Here is a 15366-nt window from a genome sequence, read left to right on the forward strand (position 1 = left end):
CCTGCCGTCGGTCAGGCGCGAGTAGCGGTGGTGGTCGCGTCCGGCAGTCGGACGGAGAACCGCGAGCCGCGACCGAGGCCTTCGCTGGCTGCGTCGATCGTTCCGCCATGGGCCTGGACGAGCGCCCGGCAGATCGCCAGGCCGACGCCCGATCCACCGTGGCGGCGGTCGCGGGCGCTGTCGACGCGGTAGAACCGCTCGAACAGGTGCGGCAGGTGCTCGGCGGCGATGCCCTCGCCGGTGTCGGTGACGGTCAGTTCGATCGTGGTGGCGTCGCGGCGACCGGCAGAGAGGATGATGCGTCCGCCGGCGGGCGTGTGGCGGATCGCGTTCACCGCGAGGTTGTCCAGCACCTGCGCCATGCGGACGCGGTCGACCCGCACGACCCCGGCGTCGGCGCCGTTCTGGGTGGTGAGGGTGACGCCGGCGGTCTCGGCTCGCTCGCGTGCGACGAGCGCGGCGGCCTCGACGAGCTCGCCGGCGGGGACGTCGGCGAGGTGAAGGTCGAGCTCTCCGCTCTCGGCGCGGGTGACCGCGGCGAGGTCGCTGGCGAGTCGGGTCAGGCGCTGGGCCTGGTCGTTCAGAACGGTGATCGTCTCGGTGTCCAGGACGCGCACGCCGTCCTCAAGCGCTTCGACGTAGGCGGTGAGGGTCGCCGCCGGGGTTCGCAGCTCGTGGGCGACGTCGGTCAGCAGCCGCTCACGCAGTCGTTCGTCGGCTTCGAGGTGGGCGGCCATGGTGTTGAACGACCCAGCAAGCTGGTCGAACTCGACACCGATGCCCGGCAGCGGGACCCGGGCGTCGAACCGGCCGGAGCCGACCTGCGCGGCGGCGCGGGCCATCTGGGAGACCGAGCGCCCCACACGGCGCGTCAGGACCACGCTGACCGTCAGGGCGGTGACGCCCGCGACGACCATCGCCAGGCCGAGGGCGATGGTGCTCGCCGACTGGAACGCCTCTTCGATGTGCAGGTCGGCGAGCTCGTGGTCGGCGATGTTGGCCTGCACCAGGTGCTCGTGGAACAAGGCCGGCCCCACGAGCGTCGCCACCAGCCAGGCCGTGGCCGCGGCGGCCACGAGCACCAGGACGATCGAGACCAGCAGCCGCCGCCCGATGCTGCCGGGGCCGATCGCCTCGCGCGTCCTCATCCGGGTCCCATCCGGTACCCCACCCCGCGGACGGTGCGCACGAACCGTTGCTGCTGAGCGGTGTCCTTGAGCTTGCGGCGCACGTGCAGCACGTGGACGTCGACCAGGTGCTCGTCGCCCACCCAGCCCTCGCCCCAGACGGCGCGGATCAGCGCGGGCCGGGAGAACACGACGCCGGGTCGCGAGGCCAGCGCGGCCAGCACGTCGAACTCCAAGCGGGTCAGGACGACCGGCTCGCCGTCGACCTCGACCTCGCGCGCGTCCAGATCCAGGACGAGGCCACCGACGGTGACCCTGCGGGTCTCGACCGGCGCGGAGCCCTGGTCTGCAGGAGCGGCTCGGCGCGGGCGACGCAGCATGACGCGGATCCGGGCCATCAGCTCCCGCGGGCTGAACGGCTTGGTCATGTAGTCGTCCGCCCCCACGGACAGCCCGATCAAGGTGTCGACCTCGTCGCTGCGCGCGGTGAGCATGACGACGTAGCAATCGGAGAACGTGCGCAGCTGCCGGCAGATCTCCACGCCGTCGACCCCCGGCAGCCCGAGGTCGAGGACCACCACGTCCGGGTCGACCTCACGCAGCAGGGCGACCGCGGCGCTGCCGTCGTGGCACAAGGACACCTCGAAGCCCTCCCGCTCGAGGTAACCGCCGACGACGGAGGCCAGCGCCTGCTCGTCGTCGATCACGACGGCGCGCATCGTGGCCTCGGGCGGTGTCATGCGGCCATTGTGGCCAGGAGCCCGCACCTCGACGAGCACCGCGCGGATCGTGTGGGAACTTCCTGATCGAAACTTCATCGACCGGGGACGTCCTCGCGCGCCCGCGCCTCGTATCGTCGTCCGGTGCCTGATACCCCCACCGAGCCCGCCCGGGAGGCCACCCTTCCCGGACTGACCGCCTGCTCGCTGTGCGCGGGCGAGACACTGGGGCACCGCGACCCGATGCCGGGCGGTCAGATGGCACGGCTGCGGGCGGTGGCCGAGCGCGGCGCTGCCCGCCTGACGTTCGTGGAGTGCCTCGACGAGTGCGAACGCGGCGACGTCGTCGTGGCCCGCCCCTCGGGCACATGCCGACGCGCTGGAGCAGCGCCCGTGTGGTTCGAGCGCCTGGCGGGCGACCACCAGACCCGGGCGCTCGAAGACTGGCTGCGTGCCGGTGGTCCGGGTGCCAGAGCCGTCCCGCCCGCGCTCTCGGAGCACGTGATCCACCGCGGGTCCGAGGCCCCCGACGTCGTGGCATCGACAACTCACTGACATCGACGCCGTCGCACACTGACCCACCTCGCCGACGCACCGAGAGGTTCGCTGCCTCGATACCCGGGGCGGCGTCCCGGGACTTCGTGCCCACCTCGGTCGAACCGACGGCTTTCTACGCTGGAGAACATGAGGCTCACCCACCGACCCCGCCTGCTCGCCTCCGTGGCGCTCACCGCCCTGGTTCTCGCCGGTTGCGCGGCCCAGCCGGAAGCCGCCGGCGACGCGCCAGCGACCGCTGTCGAGACGTGGGCCGAGCTGGACGCCACGGAGCTGATCGATCAGCTCGAGGCGATGCCCCTGGACGAGCGACCCCAGGACGTGCTGGCATCCATCCGCCAGCACGAGGTCCTGCTGTCCTCGCCGGACGGGTCGCAGGACGTCTCGGTCCCGATTGAGGAAGGGCACTACCTGTCGATCGCGCCGTACGTCGACCGGACGCACGACTGCTACTTCCACTCGCTGACCACCTGCACCGGCGAGATGGGCGGCGAGGAGATCACGGTGCAGATCGTCGACGACAGCACCGGTGAGGTGTACGTCGACGAGACGACCCGCGCCCACGACAACGGGTTCGTCGGATTCTGGCTCCCGCGCGACATCGGCGCCACGGTCACGGTCACCGCCGCCGGCCGCAGCGCCCAGGCCAGTGTCGCGACCGGCGGCGAGGACCTGACGTGCCTGACCAGCCTGCAGCTCACCTGACCGACACCGCGGTGCGCACCGCGCCTTCCTGAGGGCGCGACTCGGTCCGGCTCGGCGATCTTGATCGAATCTTCATCGTCCGCCAGAGGAGACTTGACGCGCGTTGTCGACAGTTGAGGGCATGCACGTACCTCACGACGGTCACCGGTCTGGCGGCGGCCCAGCATGTGGTGCCAGATGAGCCCCGCCGGCTGGGCGGTCATGGCCGCCGCCTGGTTCACCCTGATCACGCTGGCCGTGTGGGGCGTGTCCCGGCTGTTCCCCACGCGTGCCGCCAGCAGTCCGCGTGCGGCGCTCGATGAGTGGCTCGCGTCGGGGACGATCGACGCCGAGATGTACGGCCGCCTGCGCGCGGACCTGGACACCGCGGGACCCAACCGCTCGAGCCGCCCGTGGTGAGCGCCCCCACCCGTCGGTCGCGAGCCGCGGCCACGGGCCGTCCTCGCGCGTTCGCGACGGCAGCCCTGGCCGCGGTCATGGTCGTGGCGGTGCTGCTGCCCGCTGGGCCGGCCGCCGGTGACACCACCGACGACCAGGCACGCGCGGCACAGCAGCGTGCCGAGGCTGCTCAGCGTCAGTACGAGGACGCGCAGGAGTCGGTCGAGGACCTGTCTGCGGAGCTGGCGCAGGCCGTACTGACCCTGGAGGAGACGAAGGCACGCCTGCCCGCAGCCCAGGCGGCGCTCGACGAGGCGACTCGGACTGCAGACGCCGCCCGGCGCCAGGCCACGCTCGCGCGCACCCGCCTGGAGGACGCCAGCGACGTGCGCGCCTCGCTGGTCGCCCAGATTGAGCAGGACTCCACCCGGACCGCCGAGGTGCGCGCCACCGTCGCCGAGCTCGCCCGCGCCGCCTACCAGGGGCGGTCGCGTTCCTCCGGTCTGGAGATCGCGGTGGGCGCCAGCTCGGTCGAGGACTTCCAGGCGCGGTCGTTCACCGCGTCCACGGCCCAGCGGATGCAGGCACGCACGCTCGAGGAGCTGACCGAGCTCGAGGCAGCCGGCCGCAGCAACGAGTCCCGGCTGCAGTCCGTGGTCGAGACCCTCGACGAGCTCGAGCAGGAAGCCGAGCGCGATGCCCGCGCGGCCGACGACGCCCTGGCAGCCCAGCGCGAGCAGAACGCGGCCCTCGACCGGGCCGTGGCCGACCAGACGGCGGCCGCCCAACGCATCGAGGGCATGAAGGGCCAGGCTGAGGCGGAGCAGGCCGCAGCCGACGCCGCCCGGGCCGACGCGGACGCCGAGATCGCGCGGATCGCGGTGCAGCAGGAGGCCGAAGCGGCAGCCGCGGCCGCGGCTCGGCCGGCACCCGCGAACCCTGCGCCACCGCAGCCGGCCGCTCCGGGGAAGCCGGGGCCGGCCGCTCCGCCCGCTGCCCCTCCAGCACCGCCGGCGGTCGAGTCCGGCGCGCTGTTCTCGAACCCGACGTCGATCCAGCCGATGTACGTCACGTCGAACTACGGCATGCGGCTGCACCCGATCCTGGGCTACACGCGCCTGCACGCCGGGATCGACCTGCGCACGTACTGCAACACACCGCTGTATGCCCCGCGCGACGGCACCGTGCAGTGGGCCGAGTGGCGCAACGGGTTCGGCAACCAGGTGATGCTCAACTACGGCACCATCAGCGGGCAGTCGCTGATGAGCTCCTCGAACCACTTGACCCGCTCGGTGGTCCGCGCCGGGCAATCCGTGACGCGCGGCCAGCTCATCGGGTATTCCGGCAACACCGGCCTGTCCGGAGCGTGCCACCTGCACTTCGAGGTCTACGTCGGCGGCAAGACCGTCGACCCCGCACCCCTGCTCGGGCTGCGATGACCACCACCAGCACCCCCTGCGCGACACCGGAAGGAGGACCGCGTGGACGGCATCACCGCGACCAGCGCCCGCATCCTTGAGATCCGCCAGCTCATCGGCGCCACCACACCCCGCCTCGTGAAGCCGGCGGGGGGCTCGGGCGACGCGTTCGCGGCGGCGCTCTCGGCGGCCGTCGACGACACGACCCCCAGCCCTTCCACGGCCCGCAACGCCCAGGGCGTGCCCGCCGACCTCGCGGCCTACGGCAACGGGAAGATCCCGAGCGACGCACTTTCCGAGGTCGGGAGCACCGGACACCGGCTGTGGGCGCCCGCAAGCCAGGCCCTCGACCAGCTGATGACCGCCGCCGAGCGCGACGGGATCGACGTCGGCATCACCGACTCCTACCGGTCGTACGACGCCCAGGTCGATGTCGCCCGCCGCAAGGGCCTGTACTCCCAGGGCGGCCTGGCGGCCCAGCCCGGCACCAGCCCGCACGGCTGGGGCGTGGCCGTCGACCTCGATCTGGACGACGCCGCTCAGAGGTGGATGCGCGCGAACGCGGGGCGGTTCGGGTTCGTCGAGGACACCCCACGCGAACCGTGGCACTGGGTCTACAAGACGTGAGACCGCAGCACCCGCTGCAGTCGCCAGGACGGACCAGGGAGGACTGAGACCACACCACCGCACGACCTCCGGGCCACGCCCGGAGCAGCACCGTCATCAACGCGCTCAGGGGCAGATCTGAGCGACCGGGTGGACGCCGAGTCCTGCCACCACCCGGATCATCTCGACCACGCATGGCAGGAACGGGGGAACCACCGATCGTCGGGCACGCAGGTGCCCTCGGGGTGAAGCCGGTCCACGGACCGGCCGGGCGTCTCCCGCCCGAACCCGACAGCTCACCCCGCAGGCGGCAGGAGACATCCATGCCTTCACGCCACACGACCTCCGCGCGGCACCGCGCGGACGGCCGAGCACACACCTTGCTCACGGACGCCCGCCTCACCGCGGCGCACCACCTGTCCAGCACCACCCGGCGCACCGGCGCCGCCGTCGCCTCGTCCGGCCTGGCGGTGTCGCTCCTCGCGGCACCCGCCCTCGCCGACGACGAGGTCCGGACCACCGCCGTGGACGTCTCGGCCCTGACCGCCTCCGCCCGTGCCATCGTCGAGGCCGCCCCGGTCGTCGCCTCGCCCGCGGAGGCCTCCTGGACGTTCGAGAACCCGGCCGCGACCGCCGTCACCCCGCCGCCGCCCCCGCCGCCCGTCGTCGAGGAGGAGCCCGAGCCCGAGGCACCGGCGAGCAGGTCGCGATCGGCACAGCCCGAGGCGCCGGCCGCCGAGCCCGCTCCCGCGGCCGTCGGCGCCCCGGCGCCGGCCAGCGCGAACGGCAGCGCCATCGTCGAGATCGCCTCGAGCCTGGTCGGGATCCCGTACGTCTGGGGCGGCACGACCCCGTCCGGGTTCGACTGCTCCGGGTTCACCTCCTACGTCTACGCGCAGGTGGGGATCAAGCTGCCCCGCACGTCCGGCGACCAGCGGTACGCCGGCGTCGAGGTTCCGCGCGACCAGGCCCAGCCCGGTGACCTGATCTGGTCGCCGGGGCACATCTCCATCTACGCCGGCGGGAACCTGCAGGTCGACGCGCCCACCCCCGGCAAGAGCATCCAGATCCGCGAGATCTGGCAGTCCAACCCGAAGTTCATCCGCGTCGGGTAGCGCGCTGGGGCCGCACCCCGCCTGCGGGGTGCGGCCCGCGCCGCCGCCATCTGACTTACTCGGCCCCTGACTTCGAACAGCAGTGGATGCCCCTGGGGCGAACGTCGCTGGCTGCAACTCGGATGCCGTCGCCGGAGCGCCTCGGGAAAGCAAGGTCGACGGCGGCTTTCGTACTGTTTTGATGTGTGTCAACATAGAGACATGTCGAACCAAGCCCCCGTCCGCGACATCGTCATCGTCGGCTCCGGCCCCGCCGGGTACACCGCCGCGATCTACGCGGCGCGCGCGGGCCTGGCCCCCTACGTGGTGGCCGGGTCGGTGACCGCCGGCGGCGCCCTCATGAACACGACGGACGTCGAGAACTTCCCCGGGTTCCCCGACGGCATCCTGGGCCCCGACCTCATGGACAACCTGCAGAAGCAGGCCGAGCGGTTCGGCGCCGAGGTGCTCTGGGACGACGCCGTCGAGCTCGACCTCGCCGGCCCGGTGAAGACGATCGTGACCGGCGGCGGCGAGACCATCCGCGCCCGCGCCGTCATCCTGTCGACCGGCTCCGCGTACCGCGAGCTCGGCCTGGACGACGAGAAGCGGCTCTCCGGCCGCGGCGTCTCGTGGTGCGCGACCTGCGACGGGTTCTTCTTCCGCGACCAGGACATCATCGTGGTCGGCGGCGGCGACTCGGCCGTCGAGGAGGCCACCTTCCTCACCCGGTTCGGCAAGTCGGTGACGATCGTGCACCGTCGCGACGAGCTCCGCGCGTCGAAGATCATGGCCGACCGCGCCAAGAACGACCCGAAGATCCAGTTCGCGTGGAACTCCGAGGTCGTCGGGATCCACGGCGACGAGAAGGTCACCGGGGTCACCCTGCGCGACACCGTGACCGGCGAGACCCGCGAGCACGGCGCGACCGGCGTGTTCGTCGCGATCGGGCACGTGCCGCGCACCGAGCTCCTGGCGGGCCAGGTCGACCTGGACGAGAACGGCTACATCGTCGTCGAGGGCCGGTCCACCCGGACCAACCTGCCGGGCGTGTTCGCCGCCGGTGACGCGGTCGACCACACGTACCGCCAGGCGATCACCGCCGCCGGCTCGGGCTGCTCGGCCGCGCTCGACGCGCAGCACTACCTGGCCGCGCTCGGCGACGTGGACCCGGCCTCCCCGGCCGAGATCCCCGCCGCCGTCGAGCACGCCGACGTCGACGCCGCCGCCGCCCTTGACGCCCGGGTCGCGGACACGGCCGCTGCGGCGGTCGCTCGATGAGCGCGCAGGTGCCCGACCTGACCGCGACGCGCGGGCGGCTGTCGACGCTCGATCGGTGGCTGCCGGTCTGGATCGGCCTGGCGATGGTCGCCGGTCTTGCGCTGGGTCGATTCGTCCCGGCGCTCGGTGATGCGCTGGCCGAGCTCGAGGTCGGCGGGATCTCACTGCCGATCGCCCTCGGCCTGCTGGTGATGATGTACCCGGTGCTGGCCAAGGTCCGCTACGACCGGGTCGCGGCGGTGACCGGCGACAAGCGGCTGCTCGCGAGCTCGCTCGCGCTCAACTGGGTTGTCGGGCCTGCGCTGATGTTCGCGCTCGCCTGGGTGTTCCTGCCCGACCTTCCCGAGTACCGCACCGGCCTGATCATCGTGGGCCTGGCACGGTGCATCGCGATGGTCGTGATCTGGAACGACCTGGCCTGCGGCGACCGCGAGGCCGCGGCGGTGCTGGTCGCGATCAACTCGGTGTTCCAGGTCGTGGCGTTCTCGCTGCTCGGGTGGTTCTATCTGACCGTGCTGCCCGGCTGGCTGGGCCTGGACTCCGCCGGTTTGGACGTCTCGATCGGGCAGATCGCGGTCAACGTCCTGGTCTTCCTCGGCATCCCGCTGGCCGCCGGGTTCGCATCTCGGTGGGTCGGCGAGCGTTCCCGCGGCCGGGACTGGTACGAGGAGCGGTTCATCCCGCGCATCGGGCCGTGGGCGCTGTACGGGCTGCTGTTCACGATCGTGCTGCTGTTCGCCCTGCAGGGCGACGCCGTGACCTCCCGGCCGCTCGACGTGGCGCGGATCGCGCTGCCGCTGCTGGTGTACTTCGCGGTGATGTGGGGCGTCGGGATGCTCACCGGCCGGGGCCTGGGCCTGGGGTACGCCCGCTCGACCACGCTCGCGTTCACCGCGGCGGGCAACAACTTCGAGCTCGCGATCGCCGTCGCGATCGGCACGTTCGGCGCGACCTCCGGGCAGGCGCTGGCCGGCGTCGTCGGCCCGCTGATCGAGGTCCCGGTCCTGGTCGGGCTGGTCTACGTCTCCCTGTGGGCCGGCCGGCACTGGTTCACCGACACGGCTCGTCCCGCCACCACCGTCGCACCGCAGGAGGTCCGCTCATGACCACCACGACAATCACGACCGCCGACGCCGACGAGGGGTGCGCCCCGCAGTCCTCGCCCGCCGACCACGCGATGGGCCTGGACGCCGCGACCCAGGTCGCCGGGACCCTCAAGGCCCTCGGCGACCCGCTGCGCCTGCGGATGCTGTCGCTGATCGCGACGTCCCCGAACGGCGAGGCGTGCGTGTGCGACCTGGCCACGGTCGCAGAGGTCTCCCAGCCGACCGTCTCGCACCACCTGAAGCTGCTCAAGGACGTCGGGCTGCTGACGTCCGAGCGCCGCGGGACCTGGGTGTACTACCGGGTGCAACCCGCGCTGCGCGGAGCGGTCACCACCCTGCTGGACTCGTTCGCCCCGGTGGCGGCCGAGGCGGCGCACCTGTCCCCCCTGACCGGGCTGACCGACGCCGAGACCGCGCTCGCGCGGGTCGCGGACCGGCTCGCCGCCGCCTTCCCCGACCGCGACCCCGCCGCAGTGCTGACCGTGGTCCGCGAGTCCTACACCGGCCTGGCGCGCTCCTCGGCCGTTCGCTCGCACCTGGTGGTCAACACCGAGCGGTTCGCCCGCCAGCGCCTCACCGACGCCGCCCGCGCCCTGGACGCCGCGACGACCGCGCACCGCCCGCAGGTGCTGTTCGTGTGCGTCGCCAACGCCGGGCGGTCCCAGCTCGCCGCAGCCCTCCTGCACCACTACGCCGGCGACGCCGTCGTCGTCCGCTCGGCGGGTTCCTCGCCCGCCGGCGAGGTGCACCCCGGGGTCCGGCCGCTGCTCGCCGAGCTCGAGGCCGACGCAGAGGCGTTCCCCAAGCCGCTGACCGACGACGCCGTCCGCGCCGCGGACGTCGTCATCACCATGGGCTGCGGCGACACCTGCCCAATCCTGCCCGGCAAGCGGTACGAGGACTGGGTCGTCGGCGACCCCGCCCTGGCCTCCGACACCGGCGTGCGCGCCATCCGCGACGAGATCGACCGCCGCGTGCGTGGACTGCTCACCGACCTGCTGCCCGACCTCCCCCTGCCCGCCTGACTCCTGAGGAGACCCCCGATGAGCGAGACCACCAAGCCGTCCGCCCTGTTCGTCTGCGTCCATAACGCCGGCCGCTCCCAGATGGCCGCCGGCTACCTGCGGGCGCTGTCCGGCGGGGCCGTCGAGGTCCGCTCGGCCGGGTCGATGCCCGCCGAGCACATCAACCCGGTCGCCGTGGAGGCGATGCTCGAGGAGGGCATCGACATCCGAGCCGAGCGGCCGAAGGTCCTGACCACCGACGCGGTCAAGGCCTCCGACGTCGTCATCACCATGGGCTGCGGGGATGCGTGCCCGATCTTCCCCGGCAAGCGGTACGAGGACTGGGCGCTGGCCGACCCGGCCGGGCAGGGCATCGAGTCGGTCCGCCCGATCCGCGACGAGATCCGCGGCCGCATCCTGACCCTGCTGTCCGAGCTCGGGGTCGAGCCCGTCACCGCCTGACCCGCGAACGCTCGCGAGGGCCGCACCCCGCCTGGGGTGCGGCCCTCGCGCGTAGGCCGGTCAGGCCGGGCAGCAGGCCGGCGCCGCGGCCCGCTCCGTGCCGGCGAGCCGGGCGCGGACGCGGTCGGCGAACTCGGCCAGGTGCCGGCGGGCGCGCACGATGCAGCCGGGGCAGTCCTGCGCGGCGCGCCGCAGCTCGAGCTCGCGGGCCAGCTCGCGGTCGCGCTGCTGGTGAACGGCCAGGTACAGGTCGGGGTGCATCACGCCTCCTGGGATGCGGGCTTGCGGGCGCGCACGATCGCACCGTGCATGCCCTCGGCGACGGGGTGGGTGAACTCGACCTCGGCGTCGACGAACCCCGCCGCCGCCAGGCCGTCCAGATACTCGGTGCGCGACAGGGCCCCGGCGATGCACCCGACGTAGGAGCCGCGCTCGGCACGCTGCTCGGGGGTCAGGTGGTCCTCGGCGACCACGTCGGAGATCCCGAACCGCCCGCCGGGCACCAGCACCCGGAACGCCTCGGCCAGCACCGCCGGCTTGTCCGGCGACAGGTTCACCACGCAGTTGGAGATCACGACGTCCACGCTCGCGTCGTCCAGGGGCAGGTCCTCGATGGTGCCCTTGCGGAACTCCACGTTGCTCGCACCGGCCTTGGCCGCGTTCGCCCAGGCCAGGTCGAGCATCTCGTCGGTCATGTCCACCCCGTAGGCGAACCCGGTCGCACCGACCCGGCGCGCGGACAGCAGCACGTCGATCCCGCCGCCCGAGCCCAGGTCCAGCACCCGCTCGCCCTCACGCAGCTCGGCCACCATCAGCGGGTTCCCGCAGCCCAGCGACGCCGCCAGCGCCTCGGCCGGCACCGCGGCCGCGTCCTCCGCCCCGTACAGCCCGGCGCCGAACCGCTCGTCGATCACCAGGTCCGTCGGCCCGCACCCACCGGCCGAGTCACCACCGCAGCAACCGGCGTCCGCGCTGCCCTGCACGGCCGCCAGGGCGTAGCGGGCCCGGACCTGCTCCCGGATGTCCTGTGCCATCACTCCTCCTTCGCATTGATCCCCGTCGATACCTGGAGGGTGGACCATCCCATCGACGGCTGTCAACATCGACAGGCGTCAATGCATGACGCATGATGAGGGCATGGCTCTCGACCTGCTCCCGGTGACCTCGACCGCGTCCGCAGGCTGCTGCAGCCCCGTCACCGGTTCGACGATGAGCGCCGAGGACGCCGAGCGGACCTCCCGCACGCTCAAGGCGCTGGCCGACCCGGCCCGCCTGCGGCTGCTGTCGATCATCGCCGCCCACGACGGCGGGGAGGCGTGCGTCTGCGACCTCACCGAGCCTGTCGGGCTCTCCCAGCCGACGGTGTCCCACCACCTCAAGGTGCTCACCGAGGCCGGCTTCGTCACCCGCGAGAAGCGCGGCGTGTGGGCGTACTACACGGTGGTTCCCGACGCAGTCTCCGCGCTGACCGGCCATCTGGTGCAGCACCTGGCCAGAGGGTCCGAGGCGTGATCTTCATGCACGCGGTCGATCGTTCATCGCACTGAGGTAGCCCTGCCAGTCGCGCCCGGCACGGCGGGCCCAGCCCGTCGATGCGGCGATGCTGAGCCCGAACAGGTCGCTGATCACCGAGGTGGTGAAACCTCTTCCGGATACAACTCTGGTCGAACCCGGACGAACCGCAGCGGGTGTCGGAAGCTCCTGCCGGACCAGGCGGTGTCGGCGGACACCTCGATGACGAGCGGGTCGACCAGGGTCAGGGTGATGGGCTCGCGGCCGGCGCCGAACCCGTGCACGGCGGATGCCGGCACGACAGCCGGCCACGGGTGGCCGGGGCCGGCGGCCGCGAGCTGGCGGGCAAGGTCGCGGCGGGCGATCCCGCTGAGCGGGGTGGTGCGTCCGACGATGCGCAGCTCGCCGTCGATCGGCAGGCCGGCGACGGCGGCCCCCGGCGCGGCGGCGGGGCCGATGACGGCGGCGCAGACGACGTCGAGCACCGACCGGTGCTTGACCTTGAGCCAGTCGCGGCGGCCGGGCCGGTAGGGCTGGGCGCCGCCCTTGGCAACGAGCCCCTCGATGCCGGCAGCGGCCAGGTCCCGGAACCAGGCGGCGGCCACCTCGATGTCGCTCGTCGACGGCGAGAGCGTCATCGGCGGCGCCCAGGCGGCGGCGAGCTCGGCGAGCACCGCTCGCCGCTGGTGGTGCGGCAGGGGCCGCAGGTCGGTCCGGTCGTGCTCGAGGACGTCGAACGCGGCGTAGGAGGCGGGCTGCTCGCGCGCGAGACGCGCGGCGGTGCGCGGACTCGCCACGCGCCGCTGCAGCGCGGAGAAGTCCAGCGTCCCGGTGGTGGTCGACCAGACGACGGCCTCGCCGTCGAGCACGGTCCCGGCGGGGACCTGGGCTGCGGCGGCGGTCGCGAGGTCGGGCAGCGCCGCGGTGAGGTCGGTGCCGCGGCGCGAGAGGATCCGCGCGCCGTGCTCGTTGACGACGAGGACCGCCCGGTACCCGTCCCACTTGGGCTCCCAGGTGGTGCCGCCGGGCAGCGCGGTGGTCTCGGCGATCGTCTCGACGGCGCGCGCAAGCATCACGTCGCCGGGCATCGAGCGGTCGGCCGGGGTCATCGACTCAGGGTGCCGGGCACGGGAGACGTCCGCGCGCCGACAGGTAGGAGCCCCGCGGACGCTGCTGCGAGGGCTACGTCGGGCGGCAGGGCGACGTCGGGTTGATCTTGTGCACCGGGTCGTAGCCCCAAGGGTGCTCGCGGCGCTCTCCCCCTGTCCGCGGCGCGCTCTCGGTGCTGCTCGCCGACGGCCCCTTCATCGCGCAGCTCCTCGCCGGTGCACGCGGGTGCTCGACGGTCCTGGACGGCACTCGACGGCCCTTGCCGGTACTTGCCGCGTTTCAACGCCATTTGCAGCCACCCGGCTGCCCGTTTCATCTCACTTAGACGCAGGGGGTATGACGAATGCCTCGCACGACCGCTGCGGGGCAATCCCCGGCGCGCAGGGCGCTTATAGCACACTGCTCCGACAGGAGACGGGCCTCTCCTGCGCGTACGCCCGGCTGCCGTCCGACCACCCCGGCCCTACCAGAGCCGGGGTCACATAGGCCACCACAGGTTGTGGTGGTGGTGCTACTGACCGCCAGATGTAGGGACACCCGTCCTTGAGCCGACCGCCGCGACAGGCCGCCCGCGAACCGGCCGGACGGCCATGTCCGGCGTGTGGGGACAATGCGCGAAATCGAAATCACGCGACTCGCCGCAACACGCCGAAGCCTGTGGACGAACGGCTTGACGTGTCGGAGCACGGCGGTATGGTGCAAGCACATCGCCCCAGTGACTCGGGCGATAAGCACCGAGACGCTGGGGCGACGAATCCCTTTGCACGGGGAGATTCGAGGCTAACAGGAGTCGTCGGACCTCTCTAGGGGTCCCTCCTACCGGGTGTCGGTGACGACAGTCAGGAAGGAGGGAGCCTCGTGGCTACCCGACGCATCACGCGCACGGTCACGCGTGGCCCGGTCCGCGTGACCATCACGCAGACCACCACGATCCGCCGCGGCCGCTGAGCCGCAACGGTCGGGCGCCAGCCCGCGTGGGCTGGCGCCCGACCCGGATCGACTTCCTGTTCAACCTCGAGTCCCCGGGAGGGACACCGTGACAGCTCGTAGTCCTCGGACCGTCTCGCGCAGCGCGAAGACGGGGCAGTTCGTTCCCAAGGCGACCGCGAAGCGGAGCCCGAAGACGACCACCACTGCAGAGCGGGTCGGCTCCGGCACCCGCAACGCCCGGACGGTCGTCCGCGACGTGGGCACCGGCCGGTTCGCCAGGGCGACGGCGGCCAGGCGCAGCCCGAGCAAGACCATCACGCAGAAGGTCTAGCTCTCGCGCCTGCTCGGCCCCGCACCCTCGGGTGCGGGGCCGAGTCGCGCTCGCCCGCGCCGCCTACGGCCGGGCGCCGGCCCGCTGGAGGGTGCGGTAAACGCTCGCGCGGGAGATCCCGCACAGCTCGGCGACCTCTCCGACAGTGCGCTCGCCGGCGCCGTAGACGTCGACCAGGTGCTTCGCTTGGGCTGGGGTGAGCTGGGGTGCGCGGGCCGCAGCGCGTTACGCCCGGCCGGGTCAGAAGATCGACGGCCCGATGTAGACGATGCGGACGACTTCCTCGACCTGGTGCCAGACGACCATGACCTCCTCCTGGCCGCCCCGCACCGAGTACGCCCACACGGGGTCGAGGTCGGGCCTGCCGGGCAGCCGCAGCAGGTGGCGCCGGTAGGTCGCCACGGTGGCGTCCCCCTCAAGCGCGTCGAGCGAGTCCTCGATCCGGTCGCTGAGGGTGGAGTCGCGCTCGTGGACCGCGTCGAGGTACTGCGCGGCGACGGGGTCGAGCACCAGGGTCGTCATGACTACCATCTTACCCTATTGGGGCAACACCCCGGTTGTATAGGTGGGGCACTGGGGTTAAACTCCTAGGCGTCGGAACCACCAACACTTCCCACCACCCCGAGAGAAGCCCCGAACGGCCACAGCGACGGCCACCGGGGCAGCGCCCCGCCAGAGAGCTGCCACCGCCATGACTGCACTCACCCCTGCCATGAACCTCGTAGAGGTCGACGCGCGAAGGCGCGTCAGCCTCGGCAAGATCGCCACCCACGACCGCTACCTGGTCCGCGAGGAAGCCGACGGCGTCCTCGTCCTCGAGCCCGCGGTCGTTGTCAGCGCAGCCCAGGCCCGCTTGAACGCGCGGCCCGACGTCGCGGCTGCGATCGCCGACGCGATGGACCACCCCGAGCGGTCCGTTCCCCGTCGCGCACGCCACTGACCCTCCTCACGAAGCCCCTGGGTGCGGTGCATCCGGGGGCTTCGTGCTGCCCGACCTGGAGCACCCGCAGAGCCGGCGCCGCGAGGTC

General features: G+C 72.6%; 19 protein-coding genes and 1 riboswitch. Of the genes, 13 read left to right on the forward strand and 6 right to left on the reverse strand.

Features of this window, described 5'->3' with window-relative positions; genetic code table 11:
• Window positions 1–11: 11 nt before the first annotated feature.
• A complete protein-coding gene (locus tag MHY85_RS01700) occupies window positions 12–1148 on the reverse strand; it encodes a cell wall metabolism sensor histidine kinase WalK (protein WP_218706753.1) in 1137 nt (378 codons plus the stop codon).
• The gene (locus tag MHY85_RS01705) at window positions 1145–1867 is read right to left on the reverse strand and encodes a response regulator transcription factor (protein ID WP_147794773.1); all 723 of its coding nucleotides are present in this window, start codon (window positions 1865–1867) and stop codon (window positions 1145–1147) included. The genes MHY85_RS01700 and MHY85_RS01705 overlap by 4 nt, the downstream gene beginning before the upstream one ends.
• Before the next feature lie 123 nt (window positions 1868–1990).
• On the opposite strand from MHY85_RS01705, the gene MHY85_RS01710 reads away from it, so the two are divergent.
• The 10 genes from MHY85_RS01710 (at window position 1991) to MHY85_RS01755 (ending at window position 10455) form a co-directional block, all read left to right on the forward strand.
• Window positions 1991–2401 (forward strand): hypothetical protein, encoded by a 411-nt coding sequence (locus MHY85_RS01710; RefSeq protein ID WP_239192364.1) that lies wholly within the window; start codon window positions 1991–1993, stop codon window positions 2399–2401.
• Window positions 2402–2530: 129 nt separating this feature from the next.
• Window positions 2531–3106, forward strand: coding sequence for a CueP family metal-binding protein (locus MHY85_RS01715; protein WP_239192367.1), 576 nt, complete (start codon window positions 2531–2533; stop codon window positions 3104–3106).
• Window positions 3107–3283: 177 nt separating this feature from the next.
• The gene (locus tag MHY85_RS01720) at window positions 3284–3505 is read left to right on the forward strand and encodes a hypothetical protein (protein WP_239192370.1); all 222 of its coding nucleotides are present in this window, start codon (window positions 3284–3286) and stop codon (window positions 3503–3505) included.
• A gap of 89 nt (window positions 3506–3594) precedes the next feature.
• Window positions 3595–4923: a M23 family metallopeptidase gene (locus tag MHY85_RS01725; protein WP_239192373.1), complete on the forward strand. Its 1329-nt coding sequence runs from the start codon at window positions 3595–3597 to the stop codon at window positions 4921–4923.
• Between the two features lie 42 nt (window positions 4924–4965).
• Window positions 4966–5529 (forward strand): D-alanyl-D-alanine carboxypeptidase family protein, encoded by a 564-nt coding sequence (locus MHY85_RS21715; protein ID WP_218706757.1) that lies wholly within the window; start codon window positions 4966–4968, stop codon window positions 5527–5529.
• Between the two features lie 124 nt (window positions 5530–5653).
• Window positions 5654–5832: riboswitch (cyclic di-AMP (ydaO/yuaA leader) on the forward strand.
• Complete coding sequence (locus MHY85_RS01735; RefSeq protein WP_218706758.1) at window positions 5832–6623, forward strand: C40 family peptidase; 792 nt, start codon at window positions 5832–5834, stop codon at window positions 6621–6623. Its footprint overlaps the riboswitch before it by 1 nt.
• A 201-nt stretch (window positions 6624–6824) precedes the next feature.
• Window positions 6825–7883: a thioredoxin-disulfide reductase gene (trxB, locus tag MHY85_RS01740; RefSeq protein ID WP_218706759.1), complete on the forward strand. Its 1059-nt coding sequence runs from the start codon at window positions 6825–6827 to the stop codon at window positions 7881–7883.
• Entirely contained in the window at window positions 7880–8989 is a 1110-nt protein-coding gene (gene arsB, locus MHY85_RS01745; protein WP_218706760.1) for an ACR3 family arsenite efflux transporter, read from the forward strand. The genes trxB and arsB overlap by 4 nt, the downstream gene beginning before the upstream one ends.
• A complete protein-coding gene (locus tag MHY85_RS01750; RefSeq protein ID WP_218706761.1) occupies window positions 8986–10014 on the forward strand; it encodes a metalloregulator ArsR/SmtB family transcription factor in 1029 nt (342 codons plus the stop codon). Before arsB ends, MHY85_RS01750 begins: the two co-directional genes overlap by 4 nt.
• An 18-nt stretch (window positions 10015–10032) precedes the next feature.
• Window positions 10033–10455 carry an arsenate reductase ArsC gene (locus MHY85_RS01755; protein ID WP_218706762.1) on the forward strand — a complete coding sequence of 141 codons (423 nt, stop codon included), beginning with the start codon at window positions 10033–10035 and terminating at the stop codon, window positions 10453–10455.
• A 60-nt stretch (window positions 10456–10515) separates the two neighbouring features.
• Here MHY85_RS01755 and MHY85_RS01760 read toward each other — a convergent pair whose 3' ends face one another.
• Together MHY85_RS01760 and arsM are read right to left on the reverse strand one after the other, a co-directional pair.
• Window positions 10516–10716 carry a hypothetical protein gene (locus MHY85_RS01760; protein ID WP_218706763.1) on the reverse strand — a complete coding sequence of 67 codons (201 nt, stop codon included), beginning with the start codon at window positions 10714–10716 and terminating at the stop codon, window positions 10516–10518.
• Window positions 10716–11489: an arsenite methyltransferase gene (arsM, locus tag MHY85_RS01765; protein WP_218706764.1), complete on the reverse strand. Its 774-nt coding sequence runs from the start codon at window positions 11487–11489 to the stop codon at window positions 10716–10718. Before arsM ends, MHY85_RS01760 begins: the two co-directional genes overlap by 1 nt.
• Window positions 11490–11592: 103 nt before the next feature.
• Here arsM and MHY85_RS01770 point away from each other — a divergent pair, with 103 nt between their 5' ends.
• Window positions 11593–11967, forward strand: coding sequence for a metalloregulator ArsR/SmtB family transcription factor (locus MHY85_RS01770; RefSeq protein ID WP_218706765.1), 375 nt, complete (start codon window positions 11593–11595; stop codon window positions 11965–11967).
• Window positions 11968–12080: 113 nt separating this feature from the next.
• On the opposite strand, the gene MHY85_RS01775 is transcribed toward MHY85_RS01770, so the two are convergent.
• Window positions 12081–13076 (reverse strand): ATP-dependent DNA ligase, encoded by a 996-nt coding sequence (locus MHY85_RS01775; protein WP_218706767.1) that lies wholly within the window; start codon window positions 13074–13076, stop codon window positions 12081–12083.
• Between the two features lie 1037 nt (window positions 13077–14113).
• Here MHY85_RS01775 and MHY85_RS01780 point away from each other — a divergent pair.
• The gene (locus MHY85_RS01780; protein WP_239192376.1) at window positions 14114–14338 is read left to right on the forward strand and encodes an ABC transporter ATP-binding protein; all 225 of its coding nucleotides are present in this window, start codon (window positions 14114–14116) and stop codon (window positions 14336–14338) included.
• A gap of 240 nt (window positions 14339–14578) precedes the next feature.
• Here MHY85_RS01780 and MHY85_RS01785 read toward each other — a convergent pair whose 3' ends face one another.
• Window positions 14579–14860 (reverse strand): hypothetical protein, encoded by a 282-nt coding sequence (locus MHY85_RS01785; protein WP_218706769.1) that lies wholly within the window; start codon window positions 14858–14860, stop codon window positions 14579–14581.
• Window positions 14861–15029: 169 nt separating this feature from the next.
• Here MHY85_RS01785 and MHY85_RS01790 point away from each other — a divergent pair, with 169 nt between their 5' ends.
• The gene (locus tag MHY85_RS01790; RefSeq protein ID WP_218706770.1) at window positions 15030–15278 is read left to right on the forward strand and encodes a hypothetical protein; all 249 of its coding nucleotides are present in this window, start codon (window positions 15030–15032) and stop codon (window positions 15276–15278) included.
• Window positions 15279–15366: the final 88 nt, after the last annotated feature.

It is taken from the genome of Cellulomonas sp. ACRRI, from assembly GCF_022346185.1.
Classification (GTDB): domain Bacteria; phylum Actinomycetota; class Actinomycetes; order Actinomycetales; family Cellulomonadaceae; genus Cellulomonas.